This window comes from Desulfovibrio sp. TomC, assembly GCF_000801335.2.
In the GTDB taxonomy this organism is placed as follows: domain Bacteria; phylum Desulfobacterota; class Desulfovibrionia; order Desulfovibrionales; family Desulfovibrionaceae; genus Solidesulfovibrio.
Window position 1 is genome coordinate 25,058 of record NZ_JSEH01000029.1, and the last position, 17,552, is coordinate 42,609.

General features: G+C 64.5%; 15 protein-coding genes and 1 riboswitch. Of the genes, 1 reads left to right on the plus strand and 14 read right to left on the minus strand.

All coding sequences use genetic code 11. The features are described 5' to 3' along the window. Positions 1 to 20: 20 nt before the first annotated feature. Together NY78_RS19555 and NY78_RS23280 are read right to left on the minus strand one after the other, a co-directional pair. Positions 21 to 1,040, minus strand: coding sequence for an NlpC/P60 family protein (locus NY78_RS19555; RefSeq protein ID WP_053062276.1), 1,020 nt, complete (start codon positions 1,038 to 1,040; stop codon positions 21 to 23). Between the two features lie 76 nt (positions 1,041 to 1,116). Beyond that, the gene (locus NY78_RS23280) at positions 1,117 to 2,982 is read right to left on the minus strand and encodes a family 16 glycoside hydrolase (protein WP_053062277.1); all 1,866 of its coding nucleotides are present in this window, start codon (positions 2,980 to 2,982) and stop codon (positions 1,117 to 1,119) included. Between the two features lie 465 nt (positions 2,983 to 3,447). Here NY78_RS23280 and NY78_RS19565 point away from each other — a divergent pair, with 465 nt between their 5' ends. Further along, positions 3,448 to 3,714, plus strand: coding sequence for a DksA/TraR family C4-type zinc finger protein (locus NY78_RS19565; protein WP_043639934.1), 267 nt, complete (start codon positions 3,448 to 3,450; stop codon positions 3,712 to 3,714). 128 nt (positions 3,715 to 3,842) lie between these two features. Here the strand turns inward: NY78_RS19565 and NY78_RS19570 are convergent, their stop codons facing one another. The 12 genes from NY78_RS19570 to NY78_RS19625 all read right to left on the minus strand — a co-directional run bounded on the left by NY78_RS19570 (position 3,843) and on the right by NY78_RS19625 (position 17,510). Further along, positions 3,843 to 4,505 carry a hypothetical protein gene (locus NY78_RS19570; RefSeq protein WP_043639937.1) on the minus strand — a complete coding sequence of 221 codons (663 nt, stop codon included), beginning with the start codon at positions 4,503 to 4,505 and terminating at the stop codon, positions 3,843 to 3,845. A gap of 314 nt (positions 4,506 to 4,819) precedes the next feature. Next, a complete protein-coding gene (cobI, locus tag NY78_RS19575) occupies positions 4,820 to 5,533 on the minus strand; it encodes a precorrin-2 C(20)-methyltransferase (protein ID WP_043639940.1) in 714 nt (237 codons plus the stop codon). After that, positions 5,530 to 6,468: an ABC transporter substrate-binding protein gene (locus NY78_RS19580; protein ID WP_082140113.1), complete on the minus strand. Its 939-nt coding sequence runs from the start codon at positions 6,466 to 6,468 to the stop codon at positions 5,530 to 5,532. Before NY78_RS19580 ends, cobI begins: the two co-directional genes overlap by 4 nt. Continuing rightward, positions 6,362 to 7,168, minus strand: coding sequence for an ABC transporter ATP-binding protein (locus NY78_RS19585; protein ID WP_043639943.1), 807 nt, complete (start codon positions 7,166 to 7,168; stop codon positions 6,362 to 6,364). The genes NY78_RS19580 and NY78_RS19585 overlap by 107 nt, the downstream gene beginning before the upstream one ends. Continuing rightward, complete coding sequence (locus tag NY78_RS19590) at positions 7,165 to 8,220, minus strand: FecCD family ABC transporter permease (RefSeq protein ID WP_047960302.1); 1,056 nt, start codon at positions 8,218 to 8,220, stop codon at positions 7,165 to 7,167. Before NY78_RS19590 ends, NY78_RS19585 begins: the two co-directional genes overlap by 4 nt. 96 nt (positions 8,221 to 8,316) lie before the next feature. Then, positions 8,317 to 9,201, minus strand: a complete 885-nt coding sequence (locus tag NY78_RS19595; protein WP_043639946.1) for a sirohydrochlorin cobaltochelatase — start codon at positions 9,199 to 9,201, stop codon at positions 8,317 to 8,319. A gap of 103 nt (positions 9,202 to 9,304) precedes the next feature. After that, positions 9,305 to 9,487, minus strand: a riboswitch (cobalamin riboswitch). 22 nt (positions 9,488 to 9,509) lie between these two features. After that, a complete protein-coding gene (locus NY78_RS19600) occupies positions 9,510 to 9,842 on the minus strand; it encodes a hypothetical protein (protein ID WP_231584050.1) in 333 nt (110 codons plus the stop codon). A gap of 502 nt (positions 9,843 to 10,344) precedes the next feature. Next, positions 10,345 to 12,264: a selenocysteine-specific translation elongation factor gene (gene selB, locus NY78_RS19605; RefSeq protein WP_043639951.1), complete on the minus strand. Its 1,920-nt coding sequence runs from the start codon at positions 12,262 to 12,264 to the stop codon at positions 10,345 to 10,347. 91 nt (positions 12,265 to 12,355) lie between these two features. Continuing rightward, positions 12,356 to 13,804: an aminopeptidase gene (locus NY78_RS19610; protein WP_043639998.1), complete on the minus strand. Its 1,449-nt coding sequence runs from the start codon at positions 13,802 to 13,804 to the stop codon at positions 12,356 to 12,358. A gap of 171 nt (positions 13,805 to 13,975) precedes the next feature. After that, the gene (selA, locus tag NY78_RS19615) at positions 13,976 to 15,379 is read right to left on the minus strand and encodes an L-seryl-tRNA(Sec) selenium transferase (RefSeq protein ID WP_043639954.1); all 1,404 of its coding nucleotides are present in this window, start codon (positions 15,377 to 15,379) and stop codon (positions 13,976 to 13,978) included. Between the two features lie 75 nt (positions 15,380 to 15,454). Next, on the minus strand, positions 15,455 to 16,747 hold the full coding sequence (locus NY78_RS19620; RefSeq protein ID WP_043639958.1) for a bifunctional folylpolyglutamate synthase/dihydrofolate synthase: 1,293 nt from the start codon (positions 16,745 to 16,747) through the stop codon (positions 15,455 to 15,457). Continuing rightward, the gene (locus tag NY78_RS19625) at positions 16,728 to 17,510 is read right to left on the minus strand and encodes a 3',5'-cyclic-nucleotide phosphodiesterase (protein ID WP_043639960.1); all 783 of its coding nucleotides are present in this window, start codon (positions 17,508 to 17,510) and stop codon (positions 16,728 to 16,730) included. Before NY78_RS19625 ends, NY78_RS19620 begins: the two co-directional genes overlap by 20 nt. Positions 17,511 to 17,552: the final 42 nt, after the last annotated feature.

Sequence of the window (17,552 nt, forward strand, 5' to 3'; positions counted from 1 at the left end):
ACACCTTGGGCCACGGACAATTATTGGTTGTTTTCCAGGAGCAAAGTTATTGATCCTGGGGCAACGACGTCTGGAATGATCCGTAAGGCATGATCAAAACTTGTGAAATACCATTCGTTTTGTCGAAAAGGCCGTATATGGACGCCGGGCGGGATGGTGACGTTATTGGAATCGACCACGGCCGGACTGTTGTCGTGGCTGTCGATGACCAGCCAGTCGTCCTGATTGTTGGCGTCCTGACCCTTGAGTCCGAGCCACATGATGACATGGCTCACGGTGCCTTGTTCGTTGTTGATGTAGAGCAGGTCTCCGACTCGCAGCGTGTCGCACAGCTGTTGGTAGGTCAGGCCCGCACCCGAGGGCACCACAGCCACGGGCGTGACGGTCGAACCGCCCTGGCCATAGTAGACCGGGGTGGTGGTCAGGCCCTGCTCGGGCACGGCCGTGCTCAGCACGATGCCCAGGCCAAAATTGTAGTTCCAGGAGGAGAAATCCGAGCAGTCGATGCCGGGCGTCGGATAGTTCACTAATACGGCCGGATTGCTGGCCGGCCAAGCGGGCTTGCTGGCATAGGGATTGAAATCCGGGATGTGGTGGTGCTGGTAGTTGTAGCCGATGTATTCCTGGGCCACGCGCAAAACCCGTTCCCGTTTCCAGGTCACGGCGTCGCACGGGCTGCTCAGGCCGGAGGGCACGGTCACCCACGGATAATTGGCCGGCCAGGGACCCCAGCTGGCGGAAGTCGTGTTGTTGTTGTTCGGATTGTGCACCGGGTAGTTGTTCTGGTCGTACCACTGGGCGAACGGCGTGTTCGAGGCCTGGGTGTAGTCGTTGCGCGGCGAAGTGTTGAAGTCGAAGGTCAGGGAGTTTTGGGAACAACTGTAGTTGACCGAATAGGGCGAAACATAGGGGGAATAGTGGGCCTGCTGCGCAAAGGCCCCGGACGGCGCGCTGACGGAGACCAGGAGGGCCAGGGCCAGAGCCAGGGCCGGCCTGAGCCGGTTGAAGGGATCGGCGTCCCTTGGAGGGAAAACATTCATGGCACATCTCTCTGGTTGAGGGTTGGGAAGCGAAACGAGCGTCCCGCCAGGCGTACCCGGACTGGAACGCCCCGCTTCAGCGGGCCTGAGCCGTCCCGGGCTTGCCCTGAGGCGTGGCCGGCGACGGGCCGGGCTGGTCCGCCCCGGCCGACGACGCGCCGGCGGGCAGGGCGGTGCTGAGCATGGCGGATGCGACATCCAGGGTCCCGCCGTCGGCGTCGGACATCTCGATGCCGACCTGCCCCGAGGAAAGCGTCGCGTCCGTGAGGGAGTAGACCGACGTGCCGTTGATAAAAAACTGGAGGGAGGAGCCGGAAGCCGTGACCCGCAGGACGTTCCAGTCAATGGGGACGATGGCCGAGGTCTGCGTTTGGTTGACCAAGCATGTCCAGGCGGCATTCTGGGCCTTGTAGATGGTGAAATAGCCGTTGTTTGAATAGGCGAACCAGTAGCCGGCGTTCCAGTCGCCGTAGCTGTCCTGGGGCGTGGACGTCCCGCGAAAGTATATGGCGTTGAAATCGGCGTCGGCGTTTTTCCCGGTGCGCCGTATCCTGACGCTGTAATCGAGCGTGGAGAAGTCCTTGTCGGCATAGGCCAGATTGAAGTAATTGCCTGAGGACGTGCCGGTGACGCTGGCGTAGCCGTTGGTCACGCTCCAGGCGGCGAAGCTGTTCTGGGTCCAGTGGTCGAGAGCCGAGGCGTCCGTGAACTGCTCGGCGAACCCGGCGTTGAACCCCGGGACGTCGGTGACGGTCGGGACGTCGAGGGGCGTCAGCACGGCCCCGGCGTTCATGCCCAGGGCGTAGGCGGCAGTCGCCGAGGTCGTGGCCCCCTGGGAGACGGTGACAGTCTGGCTGGCGGGAGTCGTATAGCCGCTGATAGACGAGAAGGAAACCGTGTGACTCCCGGGGGACAGACCGGCCATGGTGGTTCCGCCGGCCTGCCAGCCGCCGCCGTCCACCTGCCACTTGGCCCCGCGATCCACAGCCGAGGCGGGCTGCAGGGTCACGTCCAGGGAGCCGACGTCCGTCGGTATGCTGAAGGCGACGTCAATCGTCCAGAAGCCCTGCATGTTCTGGTTGTTGCCGCTCTTGTCCACGTAATAGGCGTCGTAATTCGTTTCCATGTTGAGGAGCCAGACGCCGTTGGGACGGTTCGTCGAGCCCCCCCAACTGTTGAGCACGACCCAATAGCGGTGTGTGGCGTCGAGATCGATGTAGCCGACGATAAGCATCTCATGGCCGCCGCCGCCCCCGTCGGAGCCATAGGTCTGGCCGCTGTACTGGCCCGGGTCGAAGACGGCGGTTTCATCCTGGTTGTCCCAGAAATCATAGAAGGCGTCCCAGGCGGCCTTGGTGGCCAGGGTCATGGCGTAAGTGACCGCCTGGTTGTTGGCCAGGACAGCTTTGATGTTGACGGCAGGCACGCCGCTCGTCTGGTTGGCGGTCTCGACCCGTGACGCGGTCATGGAGGTCACGATGTACTGGGGCGAGGCGCCGATAGCCGAACAGGCCAGGCTGGACGTGTCGCACGGACTGACGAATCCGTCGGCAAATTTGGCGTTGGCGTTGAGCCAGGGAAGCATGTACTGCTGCATCGCAGTGTAGAAGTTGGCAAATGTGGTGGGATCGCCGCCGCAGCAGGCTCTTTTCTTGCCGTTGAGCCAGCAGGAATTGAAGGCCTGCACGGAGAGCCGCTGCGTGATGTTCTGGCTGGCGCTCAGGGCGATCTCCGCCGCTGCCGTGTTGGTCCATACCCAGCAATCGCCGCAGCCGATCTGGTTGCGCTGGTATATGTTGCTCGTATTCCATGGGGACTTGGCCATGAGGGAAAGCGAGGACTGGCCCTCAGCCAATGCCCTGAGTCCCGGTTTGATCTTGGTCGATGGGGCGTTTTTGTAGTTGTCGTTCCATTCCTGCAGCGTCTCGGGATCGGGGTGCATGATTGGGTGCTGGTCTATTCCATTGCCAAAAGTGAGGCGGGGCACGCAGATCACGCAGATCACGCAGAGAACAATTGATGTCGTAAATAGCCGATCCAGACATGCAAGACCAAGACAAGACATGATCGCGCTCCAATCGTACCGATGATTTCAATGATGCATGCGCCATGGTGGAATGCTGGAGACATGCTGTTTCATGTGGCTCTTTTACGGTTCAGGCGACAAGTATAATAACAATATTAACATGTAGCTCGGAACGTTTGTAAAACATTGTGTTCTGTTCACGATAGAGTTTGTTTGCAGGAAATTCAATATTCCCTGCAAAAATGTAATGGAACGCTCGTTTGACAGAGGCACCGGGGCATCGTACCCGGGCGTTCTGCCGCAACGCTTGGCTGCGGTGCCCACACGAACGGCTGGCGGTGCGAGTGGACGGCATGATCTCTTGCGCTGGGAGGGAGAGCGATGGCTGGCGGTTGGACTGGCGATGGAGCGGTGCAGGATCAGATCGCGCATTCGGTTGACGATGAAGTCTCCCGGGTTCGCAGTCTGTTGCCGACAGGCGAGAGCCTAGCCGAATGCGAGGAATGCGGCGAGGCGATTCCGGAGGCCCGGCGCAAGGCCCTGCCCGGGGTGCGACTGTGCGTCAATTGTCAGGAGGAGCACGACAAGGAGCAGGCCGTGGTTTCGTCCTACAACCGGCGCGGCAACAAGGACAGTCAGTTGAAGTAGGTGTTGGCCCGAGTGTTGATGGCCAGTCCGGTGTGGCCGATCCGGGGCAACGAGGACAGCCAGTGCGTGTTTGCCCCAGGTCATAGACCTGACTCGCTGCGTCTCTTGCGGGCCTCAGCATCAGGCGGTCAAACCGTCAGCATCTCCCGGGCGCTCGTCAGGACCTCTGGATTGGTGAAATCGGCGCATCCAGCCAGAGTCCGGCTGGATGTTTCAACCATGATCCGGGCAAAATCCTCGCCCTTCGCCCCGTACCGAACCTGCAGATCGTCCCCCACTGTCTGGCAGAGGTAGTGCGTACACCGGGGGGATTTGAAGAGTCGCAGCGTACAGCCCTGATCTGTCAGATACGGGCAGTACTGGCCGCGATACACGGCCCTTGCGGCCTGCCCCTGTCCGTCTTCCAGCTTCTGCAAACGGCCGATGGCCTGGGCCAGTTGCATGGCCAGGGGTGACGGTTGGTACAGAAAATAGTCGGACGGCGTGAAAATATCGCAGTGTTTGGCATTGCAGCAGCCAACTGGTGGGCGGTCGCAATGCTCCCGGCAAAAGTCCTTGCTGACCCTGTCCTGGATACGGTCGATTTGCCGGGTATAGAGGGTGTAGGCAATGACGGCCCGGCGCAGATTCTGGCGCATGGTCCCCAGGGAGCCGCTTAAGCATTCGATCTGATGGGACACCTGCCGGTCGGTTAAAAAGCAATAGGTCTTTGCGCCAAGGGCTTTCAGATCGCTGTCGATACCGTCGCTATGATCGGCGTGGAGCGTGTCAAGCCATGTCGTTATGTGCATGGTGTTCGCTTTTTTGTTTCACTGCAAGCCTGCATTGTGGATCGTATCCAGTTTGCTTGTCCGACATACGTGAAAGAGTTCTTTCTGATAGGCCGGGGATCATGTCTGACAATAAAACGACCTTTCGATCGTATTGCGTTTTTTTTAAAAAGCGAATGGTTTATCTGGCTTTCTTTTTGCGTCGGACAATGGCACGCGCGCGCGTTGGAAATGATTGCAATCTGACCGTTGAGCTGCCGTTGGTTGCGTGTTGCAACAAAAAAGCTCCTTGTCCGTTGGGACAAGGAGCCTTGTGACGCAGTCGGGAGGCGCGCTCAGGCTTTGCCGCGTTTGATCAGGCAAAGCGACAGGTAGTGGGGCTTTGCCGGCGCGTCAGCCAAGTCCCGGACGACGGCTTCGCCCTCGTGCCCAAGGCGCGTCACGAAGGTTGTGCCCGAAGCCAGGCCCAGTTCCTCAAGCAGGCTGCGAAGCCTTGGGAAACTGCGATACGCTTTGAGGATCACGGCGTTGTCGGCTGTTTCCAGGGCGCGGCGCAGCCGGCCGTTGTCGTCAACCCCGGAGGCGATGAGCAGATTCTCGCCGGATTCGACCAGCACCTGCCCGGTTCGGGCGGCTGCGGCCTGAAACGAGGTGATGCCCGAGACGACCTCGATGGGGAGCTCGGGCAGGAGCGCGCGGACAAGCGGCAGCACGTAGCCGAAGGTGCTGTAGAGCAGCGGATCGCCCAGGGTGATGAAGGCGGCGTCCTGGCCGGCGGCCAGCACTTGGGCCATGGCGGCGGCGTTGGCTGTCCAGGCTGCGGCCAAAACAGCCTTGTCGCGGGTCATGGGAAACGACAGGCGGCTGACCTGTGTGCCGGCCGGCAGATGCGGGGCCACGATGGCCTCGGCAATGGAATAATCGTTTTTGCTCGACGAGGCGGCAAAGACCGCGCCCACCTGCCCGAGAATCCGAGCGGCCTTGAGGGTTAACAGTTCCGGGTCGCCGGGACCGACGCCAAGGCCGTACAGGGTTCCAAGCCGGCTCATGACGCACCGGCCGTGAGGAGTCGGGCGAGTTCTTCCACAGCGTCCACACTGCCGGGGCCGGGTCTGGAAAAGCGCGACTCCTCGACCACGAATGTCCGGCCATTTCGCACGCAGGGCAGGGTGGCATACTCCGGGCGCTCGGCCATGGAGCGGGCCTCGGGATTCATGGGACCGCGCTGGGTGAGGCAGACTGCCGGAGCCAGGCGCAAGAGCTCTTCATCGGCCAGACGCACCAGTTTTTTCTCGGTCGTCACGGCGTTTGTTCCCCCGGCGGCAGTGATGATGGCTGCGACCATGGAGTCTTTGCCGGCGGCCAGCAGGCTGCCGGAGCGGGCTTCGAAAAAGACCGTCGGCCGCTCCCCGGCCGGGACGGCGGCGGCAACGGCGGCCAGGCGGGCCTGGAGCCGGCTGACCAGGGCAGCCGCAGCGGCCGGGTCGGCGGTCAGGAGGCCGATGCGCCGGATGGTTTCCCAGAGTCCTGGGAAATCCGACACGGCAAAGACGGCCACCGGCACTCCGAGATCGGCCAGTTGCCGGGCCGATTCCCGGGCCTCGCCCCGGCCGTCCATCTGCAGGATCAGATCGGGTTTGACCGCCAGCACCCGCTCCAGGTTGGGCCGCATGTGGGTGCCGATGACCGGCATATCGGGCCGATCGGCCGGGGCCGGATCGGCCTCGGTGCGGGCGGTGATCCGAGCTGACTGGCCCATGCCGGCCAGGATATCGACGAACGCGCCGTAGAGCGGCACGATGCGGGTGGCCGGCGCGGCCAGATGAATGGTCGTGCCCAGGTCGTCGGTGGCGGCCACGGCCTCGGCCCGGGATGGTTCAGGGCGTCCCAGAGACAACGCCAGGGCCAGGGCCAGGACCGGGAACAGCCAGGGCCTGGGGCGCGCCGGTCGTCGGGTGGGGGATGACAATGATATCGGTTTCATAAATCCTCGAAAGGGTTGGCTGCGTAAAGACGGCGGCAGTCGGGCCATCGGCCTCGATGCGGCCGTTTTTGAGAAACACCAGCCGCCGGCAAAAGAGCGCGGCCAGATTGATGTCGTGCAAGGCGGCCAGGATGGTGGTCCCGGTCGCGTTGCGGGCGGCCAGGAGTTGGTAGAGTTCAATTTTTCTGGCCACATCCAGGTTGGCCGAGGCTTCATCCAACAGGAGCACGTCGCTTTCCTGGGCCAAGGCCCGGGCGGTCAGGACCCGCTGGAATTCGCCGCCGGACAGTTCCCCCAACCGCCGTGGGGCCAGATCGGCCACGCCGACCGCTGCCATGGCCGCGTCGGCCGCGGTGGCGTCGTCTGTGCCATAGCCGCCCAGAAAGGACAGGTACGGATAGCGCCCCATGAGCACCAGGGAGCGCACGGTCAGCTCCCCGGCGTTCTCGCCGCGTTGGGGCACGGCGGCCACTTTCCGGGCGCGTTCCCGGTCGGTCATGGCGGCCACGTTGGCGCCATCCAGGCGCACCGTGCCGCCCCCCGGGGAGAGGACTCCGGAAAGCGTCAAGAGGAGCGTGGTCTTGCCGGCTCCGTTTGGCCCGAGGATGCCCACCATTTCGCCAGCGGCAACCTCCAGGTCGATGTCGTGGAGCACCGGCCGGCCGTGGTAGCCGCTTTGCAGTTTCTGGCACCGGATCATGTCCGGGCTCCGCTTCGGCCGGTGAGCAGCAAGGCGCAGAAAAACGGACCGCCGCACAGGGCCGTGACCACGCCGACCGGCAGCTCTGCGCCGCCGGGCAGGATGGTGCGGGCCAGGACATCGGAGGCCACCAGCAAGGCCCCGCCGGCCAGGGCGCTTTGCAGGAGCAAGGTGCCGTGTTCGCCGCCGTAGAGCCGGCGGCAGGCATGGGGGGCGATGAGGCCGACAAAGCCGATGACGCCCGAGACCGCCACGGCTGCGGCGGTCAGCAGGCTGGCGGCGGTCAACAGCACCAACCGCGCCCGTCCGGCCGCAACCCCCAGCTGTCTGGCTTGCGTTTCGCCCAAAAGCAGGATGTCCAGTTCGCGGACAAAGAGCCAGATGGCGGCCAGCCCGACGCCCAGGCAGGGAAGAAACAAAGCCAGTTCGGCCCGGCCCCGGCCCTGGAAGCCGCCCATGATCCAAAAGACGATGCCGGCCACGGATTCTTCGTTAAGCGCCTTGACCAGCGAGAGCAGGGCAGACAGGAAGGTGGCGGCCACGATGCCGGCCAAAACGACCGTCTCGCGCCGTAAGCCTCCGGCCAGCCGGGACAGGGCCAGCACGGCGGCCAGGGTCGCGCCGCCGCCTAAGAGGGCGCAGGCCGGGGTGGCCAGGGCTGTGCCGAAAAAGACGGCCAGGGAAAGACTCAGCGACAGGGCTGCGCCAAATGCCGCGCCACCAGATACCCCCAGGGTGAAGGGATCGGCCAAAGGATTTCGCAGCACCCCCTGAAAAACCGCGCCAGCCACGGCCAGGGCCGCGCCCACGCCATAGGCGAGAAGCGCCCGCAACAGCCGCAGATCCAGGACCACGGCCGTCACCGCTGCATCGGCCGGGGCCGGCAGGTCCAGCCCCAGGGCCCGGCCGACCACGGCGGCGACGTCAGTCGCTGCGGCCGGATAGGACCCGGCCAGACAGGCCGCCGCGATGGCAGCCAGTCCGGCCAGGAGAAGCGGCAGAACCCGGGCAACGGCCCGGACCCGGCCAGTGTTGTGTTGGTGAATTTCCATTATGCGTTTTCGAAGCGACAGCCGTAATCCATTCGTTCTCTTTTCAAAGAGCACCAGGGTGTTTTCAAGAACGCACACTGGCGCGGGCGCGAGGCATTATTTCCCGGGCAGGGCGTCGAAGGTGGTTTTCAGGTGGTCGAGCCACACGGCGGCCACGGCCTCGCGGTCAGCCGTGCCGGACAGGACGGGTTTGGCCTCAATGCCGGCTGCGGCCAGGGACGAGGCCAGGGAGTCCTTTTCCTTGCCGGCCATGTCGTTTCGGGCATGGTCGCCGGCCACGGCAAACAGGGGAATGAGCCAGGCTGTCTTGATGCCCTTGGCTTTGAGATCGGCAATGACGTCGTCAAAGGACGGGATGCCTTCCACCGTGGTCACGAAGGCGTTTTGGTCCACGCGCCATAAGCTGTATTGCAGGGCCGGGTAGGCCATGTTGGCCGAGTGTTCGGTGCCGTGGCCGACAAAGACGACGGCCTCGCCGGGCTTGCGCTCCTTGGGGGCGGCGTCAACCAGGGCCTTGGCCACTTTGGGGAAGTCCTCTTTTTCAAAAAGCAGGGGGGCGCTTACCGACACCTGGGACAGGCCCTTGGGCATCCGGGAGAAGGCGGCGGCTGTGCGCAGCAGGTCGTGGTATTCGCTGCCGGGGATGGTTTGCAGGGACATGAGCGCCACGTCGGTCACGCCCGCATCGGGCAGGGCGGCCAAGGCCTCGGCCGGGGAGGGAACATTTTTGCCCTCCCTGGCCAGCTTGGCCCGGATCATGGCGGCGGTATAGCACAGGGTGACGGGCACGCCGGGATAGGCGGCCTTCACGCGCTCCACCATCTTGGTGATGGCCGGGGCGGCTTCCGACACGGTGGTGCCGAAGGCGGCCACGACAATGGCCCGCTTGGGTTCTTTTTTGGCGTCATGACCGGCAACAGCCGGCACAGCCAGAGCCAGGACAAGGGACAGGGACAGGATAATCCGCAGCAGGCGAATCATGGGGTTACCTCCATAACAATGGAGGGCTCTTAAGGAAGGGGAGCGAGCGCGGACAAGCAGCTCGTTCCCGAAGACCGGCCGGCAAAAGCCCTCGTTGCCGACGGGACGCGCCAGGACCCGGGCAGGTCTTCCGGCTTGTCCCATCGGCCCCGGCCTTCCCGGGAAGGAATCCCAGTGGCGCGCGAGGAGGCCGACTGTGCGGGGGACTGACGGCGGCGGGACCGCTCCCGATTTGAACGGGATTCCCTATTAAGCCCCGAAGGGCGCCCAGGTCGATGGCGGGGACGTACCGGGGGGCGTGCGGGCTGTCAAGGCGCAGGGGCGGGCTTTATGACGCCGCGTTTGAGCAGGATTTCGTAATCGCCCTTTTTCGTGAAAAGGGTCGGCACGTTAAGGGTTTCGAGATTTTTCATGAGGGTTTGCACCGTCGCCTTGGTGGCCTTTTGGTCCATGACCACAATGGCCACGTCCTTGGCTACGGAGAGGCGTTCGGCGATTTCCCAGGCCGCAGTGACCGGCGGACCGCCGTTGAGCCGGTAGGAGTCGACATCGACCTGGATGACGGCGGCCGGGACGCGTGCCGGAACAGCCAGACTGGCGAGCAGCAGACAGACGCAAAGGGGGCGGGCATATCTGGACATGTGCTTCATTTATGGTTAAAGATTTTTTTCACGAAATACATTCCTGGGGAGGTTCGCCGTGAAATTTGATTTCGCCGGTCTTATGGTGCTGTTCGGGCTCGCTTCTGTGTTTATCGCCCTGCTTGTTCTCAAGGCCCAGCAGGCTGCCAAACCCAAAGACCAGGACTGGTAGCACCCGCCCCTTCGGTCGCTTTTCCGGCGGCGGACGGCTTGCGTCGTTCGCCGCTTTTGCCGTTGGAAGAGTGCCTCCGGCGGCCAAAGGGGTGACCCCTTTGGACTCCCTCCTGGGGGCAACCCCGTACAACTTCTCCCATTGCAGGGGGTCTGGGGGTGTCCCCCCGGCCACCGGCATCTTCCCATCTTTTCCAGCTTCACTTCCGCTCACCGACTTGGCAACGCGCGCCGTCAAAGCAAACTAACCCCAGGTGGGATTCCAAAGGGCACTGCCCTTTGGCCGCCGGAGGCACTCTTCTGCCTTCTCCTCTCTTCTCCCCCCCGCTCGCTACCGCTTGCGCAACTGGCGCTTGTCGCCGACGCGCACGGTGATCTTGTCCTTGTCCAGGTATTCGAGCAGGGCGATCAGGAACTTGCGCGACAGGCCGGTCAGTTCGCGGAATTCCGCCGGTCCCATGTCGGTGGCTCCGGCGGCGTAGTAGGCTTGCACCTTCTCGATAAGGGCTTTGATGGCCGCAGCGCAGAAGTACATGTTTTCCTGGGCCTTGATAATGAGCCCTTCGTCTTGCAGCACCTTGTAGACCGGTTGGGCTTCCTTGAAGGTCAGGTCCAGGGGTTCGAGGATGTCTTTGATGTTGGGCGGGGTCAGGCCGCCTTTCTGGTAGGCGGCAAGGAGAATGCCGCGCAGCTTGGCTTGATCGGAGGCCAGCGACACCTTGTGGTCGGGCAGGCGGATGACGTCGCCTTCGGTGGCCAGTTTGCCGGCGCGCAGGAGCCGTTCGACCATGAGATGGAAAAGCTTGGGCGAGAGGGCCTTGCCCCAGGTGGAGGCCAGTTCGCTGCGGGAGACGCCGAGTTTGAGGGGTTCGCGCTTGTGGTAGGCGGCCATGAATTCGGCCAGGGATGTGGCGAGTGCGGCCACGGTGTCGCCGTGGACGTAGTGGCGGCCTTCCTTGCCCTCGCGGTCGGTGAGCGCCGCGCCGCCCTTGTCGCATAGGCTGGCGAGCGCCTTGTCCAGGGCCTTGGATTCAAGGTCGGTGAGCGTCATGAGCCGGGCAAAGCCCAGACCTTCGGTCCCGGCCCGGCGCAGTTGCAGGGCGACCAGGGCGGTTCCGGTGGTCGCGGCCAGCTCGGCCAAAAGGGCGCTTGTTTCCTCGGTGTGGCGCTTGAGCTTGCGGGCCATGGGCGTGAGCACCCGGCCGCCGGCCATGGTGCGCAGCGGCGCGCCGGAGCGGATGACCACCCGGTCGCCGTGGACGCCGGCCATGGGTTCGGGGAAGCGCAGCTGGCACACGGCCGTTTCGCCTGGTTCGAGCTTGTCGCGGTCAAGGAGATGCACCCGGGCCAGGATTTCCCGGGTGCCGTGGTGCAGATGCACTTCGGTGCGATGTTTGATGCCGCGCGGGGCCGAGGCCAGACACAGGAGTTCCACCTCCCAGACCGTGTCCGGAAACAACGTCCCGGGCAGGGCCAGCACCTCGCCGCGCTCGATGTCCTCGACCTCAAGCCCGGCCAGATTGACGGCGGTGCGCCGCCCGGCCGGCGAGACCTCCACGGTTTCGCCGTGGGATTGCAGGCTGCGGATTTTCGAGCGTTTGTCGGTGGGGAAAAGGCGCACGTCGTCGCCCACGGCAAACGAGCCGGCAATGAGCGTACCCGTGACCACCGTGCCGTGGCCGCGAAGGGTGAACACCCGGTCGATGGGCAGCCGGGCCAGATCGGAGCGGCGCTTGGGGGCAAAGGTGTCGGCCAGTTCGGACAGGGCGACGCGAAGCTCCGGCAGGCCCGCCCCGGTGTGGGAGGAGACCGGAAAGATGGGGGCGTCGGCCAGAAACGTGCCGGCCAGCACGCCGCGCACGTCTTCGGTGACCATGGCCAACCAGTCCTCGTCCACCATGTCGCATTTGGTCAGCGCCACCACCCCGGTCTCGACGCCAAGGAGCGTGCAGATGTCCAAATGCTCGCGGGTCTGGGGCATGACGCCTTCGTCGGCGGCAATGACAAGCGTCACGAAATCAATGCCGGCCGCGCCGGCCACCATGTTTTTGACAAACCGCTCATGCCCCGGCACGTCGATGACGCCAAGGCGCGTGCCGCCGGGCAGATCCATGAAGGCAAAGCCCAGCTCGATGGTGATGCCGCGCTTTTTCTCCTCGGCCAGCCGGTCGCAGTCGATGCCGGTCAGGGCCTTTATGAGCGTCGTCTTGCCATGGTCGATGTGCCCGGCTGTCCCCATGATAACTGGCATGTGCGGTTCCTTGAAGGGGTGAAGAAAAGAGGAAGAGGCCTCCGGCGGCCGGGGGGGATCATCCCCCCGGACCCCCTGAAAGGGAGAAAGGTTAGCTGGAGAGGAAAGCCTGGTAGGCCAGTTTGGTGGCGTAGAGATCGGCGACACTGGTGATCTCGAAGGGGCTGTGCATACTGAGCACGGCCGGGCCGAAATCAATGATGTCCATGCCGTAGACCGCCAGGAACTTGGCCACCGTGCCGCCGCCGCCAAGGTCCACCCGGCCAAGCTCGGCCATCTGCCAGGGGATGCCGGCCCCGTCGAGGAGGCTTCGCAACCAGGCCACGTATTCGGGATGGGCGTCGTTGGCCCCGACCTTGCCGCGATGGCCGGTGAATTTGCAAAAGCATGGGCCACTGCCGAGCAGGGCCGAATTGAGCTTCTCGTGCAGATCCTGGTAATCCGGGTCCATGGCGGCATGCACGTCGGCGGAAACCGCCTTGCCCGCAGCCAGCACCCGGCTTTTGCGCGCCGTAGGCTCCCAGGCCTCGATGAGGTCTTCCAGGCAATATTCGAAAAAGCGCGACTTGGCCCCGGTGGAACCCTCGGAGCCGATCTCTTCCTTGTCCCAGAAAAGCACGATCTGGGTGTGCTCGGGCTGGCCGGCGTCGAGCAGGGCGGAGAGTCCGGCATAGACGCACACCCGGTCGTCCTGGCCGTAGCCGCCGATCAGCGCGCCGTCGAGACCGACGAGCCTGGCCGGCCCGGCCGGCACGGCTTGCAGTTCGGCGCTGTAGAGGTCGGCCTCTTCAATGCCGTAGCGTTCGTTTAACAGGGTGAGCACCTTGGCCTTGATCAGGTCGTTGCCATTGCCGTTTGCGGCCGGTTTGGCCTCGGCGGTCTCAGGCGTTTCGGCCGGCTTCTCGGCCGGGGAGTGGCCGATGATGATATTGAGCTTTTCGGCTTCAAAGGCTTCGGACAGCTTTTTTTCCACCTGCCGGTAGGCCAGATGGGGGAGCAGGTCCGGGATGGTGAAGACCGGATCGGCCGGGTCCTCGCCGATGGTGACCGGGATGACCGTGCCGTCCTTTTTGGCCACCACGCCGTGCAGGGCCAAGGCCCTGGCCAGCCATTGGTGCTTGCGGATGCCGCCGTAGTAGTGGGTCTTTAACTGGGCGACGCCGCAGTCCTGATAGAGCGGACGCTGCTTGAGGTCGATGCGCGGGGTGTCGCAATGGGCGCCGAGCAGCCGGAAGCCTTCACTGAGCGGCTTTTTGCCCTTGCGGGCCACGAACATGGTCTTGCCCTTCATGACGCGGTACACGGCGTCGCCGGCAAAATTGCCGTCCAGGCTTTCGGCGAACCCGGCTCCGGACAGGACGCCTTGGACGTACTGGACCGTCTCGCGTTCGGTTTTGCAGGCCGAAAGAAAGGCGATGTAGGTGTCGGCCAGGGTTTTCATGGCCTCGCGCTCTTCGGGCGTGGCATAGGTTTCCCAGCAGCTTTTGGCGTCAATGGTCAGGCCCGGGGCGGCCGGGGTGATTTCTTCGGTGTCGGTCATGATGCTCATTGCTCCTTCAAATGCTTTGAACCAAGGCCTTATTGTAATTGCTGTGCTCCCCTGTGGGAACCCCATCCTCACTATCCTTTCTTCCCGTCGAGGGGTCCGGGGGGATGATCCCCCCGGCGGGGTGCGGGGCAGCGCCCCGCTCTTTTTCCCTGTTTTTTCTGCTCACTCGCCGAGCGCCTGTCCGAGCACTGTGCTGACGAGTTTCAGCTCATCGTCGGCCAGGGTGCGCGGGTCCAGGAGCAGGGCGTCGTCCTGGGTGCGGGCCACCAGCGGCGGATCGGTCGTGAGCAGCCGCGCCCGCAAAGCGTCGGGGGACGGCGCGCCGGCAAGCGGCGAGAGGGCGACCAGCGTGGTTGGCAGATCGCGCTCGGGAAAGGCCCCGCCGCCCACCCGGGACGCGCCCGGGATGGTCCCGACTGTGTAGCGGCCGGCCAGGGATTTTTTAAGGAGGCTTGCCAGCTTGCGGGCCTTTTTGGCCAGGGCCTGCGGGGCGGCGGTGATCATGGCCACGGTGGGGATGACGGTCCGGGCGCGCTCGGGGTCGCGGTAGAGGCGAAGGGTGGCCTCCAGGGCGGCCAGCGTCATCTTGTCGATGCGAATGGCCCGGTTGAGCGGATTCTTGCGGATGGCCGCGATATATTTGGCCCGGCCGACGATGATGCCGGCCTGGGGGCCGCCGAGGACCTTGTCGCCGCTAAAAGTCACGACGTCGGCCCCATCGGCCACGGCCTGCTGCACGGTCGGTTCGCCGGGCAGGCCATAGCTGGTAAAATCGGTCAGGTTGCCGCTGCCGAGGTCCTCGATGACCGGCAGATTGTGGCGTCGGCCCAGGGGCACGAGTTCGGCCAGGGAGACTTCCTTGGTAAAGCCCACGATGCGGTAGTTGGAGGTGTGGACCTTTAACAGGGCGGCCGTCTCCGGGGTGACGGCGTTTTCGTAGTCGCGGGGATGGGTGCGGTTGGTGGCCCCGACCTCGCGCAGGATCGCCCCGGACTTGGCCATGATTTCGGGGATGCGAAACGAGCCGCCGATTTCCACAAGCTGCCCCCGGGAGACGACGACTTCCCGGCCCTTGGCCAGGGTTTCCAGGGTGATGAGCACGGCGGCGGCGTTGTTGTTGACCACCAGCGCGTCTTCGGCTCCGGTCAGCGTGCGCAGGATGTCAAGCACATGGCTGTAGCGGCTGCCGCGTTCGCCGGTCGTCAGATCAAATTCCAGGTTGGAATAGTGCAGGCAGGCTTCGGCGGCGGCGGTTGCGGCCTCGGGGGCCAAAAGCGAACGGCCGAGGTTGGTGTGCACAACCACGCCGGTGGCGTTTATGACCCGGCGGAAATGGGGCCGGGTGGCCGCAGCCGCCGAGCGGGCGCATTGGGCAAAGAGCAGGGCGTGGTCGAGCTGGACCGGATCGGTCAGGCGGCCGGCCCGGATGTCCTCGCGCAGTCCGTCGAGGAAACTGGTGACCGCATCGCGCAGCATGGCCCGGGGCAGGGCGGCCAGGGACGGGTCTGTGTCCAGGGCGGCCAGGACGGCGTCCACGGGCGGGAGCAGGCGGAAAAAATTTTGCACGGCGATTCCGAAGGGTTGGGCGTTGGCGTCACAGTCGCGTCAAGCCATGGAGCATACCCGGAAACGCCGGTGAGATCAATTTTGCCCGGCCGGGAAAAGGGCAGCCAGCAAGTACATGGAACCGCAGGCCAAAACAGTTCCGTCCAGGGCGCGCACGCTCTCCAAGGCGGCTTCGGGTCCGGCCACGACAACGGCCCGGGGACCGAGCCGGGCGGCCACTTCAGCTGCCGGTCTGGCCCGGGATATGCCCGGCAATTCGGGCACGAAGATGGGGCCGGCGGTGAGCCGGGCGGCCACCGGGGCCATGGCCTCCAGATCCTTGTCGCCAAGGCAGGTGAAGATAAGGGCCGACGGAGCAAGTCGTAGGCTGGACAGGGCCGTTTCCAGGGCGGTCAGGGCCGGCAGGTTGTGGGCGCAGTCCAGGAGCAGGTCCGGGCCCATTTCCGGCAGGCGCAACAGATGCAGCCGGCCGGGCAGGAAGGTCTCGGCCAGGGCGCGGCGCACGGCGTCAGGATCGGGGATGATGCCGAGCATGCCGGCGCACAGTGCGAATCCGGCCAGGGCCAAGGCGGCGTTTTGGGCCTGATGCGGCCCGGCCAGCCGCAGTCTGGCCTCGGGAATGTCCAGGCGATGCGGGGCCTTGAGCACGGCTCTCTTGGTTCTGGAGTCGTACACGGCCAATTCGGACACGTCATAGAGACGCGCGCCGACAGCCTCGGCCTGGCGTCGCAGTTCGGCCAGGGCCTCGGGCGGCTGGGGACCGGTCACGGCCAGGCCGCCGGGCGTCATGGCCCCGGCCTTGTCCCGGGCGATGTCGGCCAGCGTTGGTCCGATAACGGCGGCATGGTCCAGGCCGATGGGCGCAAAGAGCACGAGGTCGCGGGGAAGGGCCGTGGTGGCGTCGCCGGCCCCGCCGAGGCCGGCTTCATAGACGACGGCCTCAGCCCCTTGGTCGGTGAACAGCCAGGCGGCCATGGCGGTGAGCAGCTCGAAATAGGTCAGCCGGCCGGCTTCGCCGCCTGGGGCGGCGGCAGCCAGGACGGCGTTGGCGGCGTCGGTCCAGACCGGCTCCGGGAGTTGCCGGCCGCCAAAGAGAATGCGCTCGCGTACGCTGACAAAGTGGGGCGAGAGGTACAGGCCCGTGGGCAGGCCGTGGGCGGCCAGCAAGGCGGCGAGCAGGGCCGAGGTGGAGCCTTTGCCGTTGGTGCCGACGGTCTGCACAGCCAGATGGGGCAGGCTGACAAGGTGAAGCCTGGCCAGGGCAGAGTGCATCCGCCCGGGACCCAGATCCATGTGAAACAGGCCCAGATTGTCGAGGTAGGCCGAGAAGGCGGCAAAATCCGGAAATTCAGATGGTGATGACGTCATGTTCCCTGAGCAGCCGGTAGGTATAGCCGGCCAGTTCCTGGCCCAATTCGCGTTCGATGGCAACGGCGAAGGGGGCCTTCATATGATAGATAAAGATGTCGGGCCGGGCGCGCAGTTTGTCGAGTTCCAGGCGCAGCAGGCGCGGCGTGAGATGCTTGGACGCGGCGGCCAGCCCGTCCATGGCCGAAGGAAAGGAGGCTTCGGTAATGAGGTGGGTCAGGGCGAAGGGGAGAGCGTCCATGGCCCGCCAGAAGCTGTCGCAGGGGCCGGTGTCGCCGGTGTAGGCAAGGTTTTTGGCCCCGCCATCCTGCCACAGGACATAACCGGAAGCGGCTTTGGCATGATTGACGGGATAGGCGGCCACGGTCAGGTCGCCGATGGCGACCGGGACGCCCGGGACCATGGGCGCGTAGGTCAGGACCGGCGATTCCGCCGGGATGACGGTGAAATCGGGCCATATGGTGTCGTTTAACAGATGCGTGGCAATGGCGTCGAGAACCTCGGGCAGGCCGTGGATTTGGACTGGCGGCCGGCTGCCGGCGGTAAAAAACTCGATAAGGTTGTCGGCCAGAAACAAGATATCCTTGATGTGGTCGAGATGGCTGTGGGTGACGAAAATATGCTCGAGTCTGGCCTGGGCGGCCAAGTCGAGCGAGGAGGTGACGGAGCCGGCGTCAAGGAGGATGGTGTCGTTGACACAAAATGAGGTGAGATTGTGGCCCGGCAGATCCGAGCCGGAACATCCGAGCACGCGCAGCTTCATGCCTCTCTCCTTGTGGCGGGCAATAATACCGGAACTGGCAGT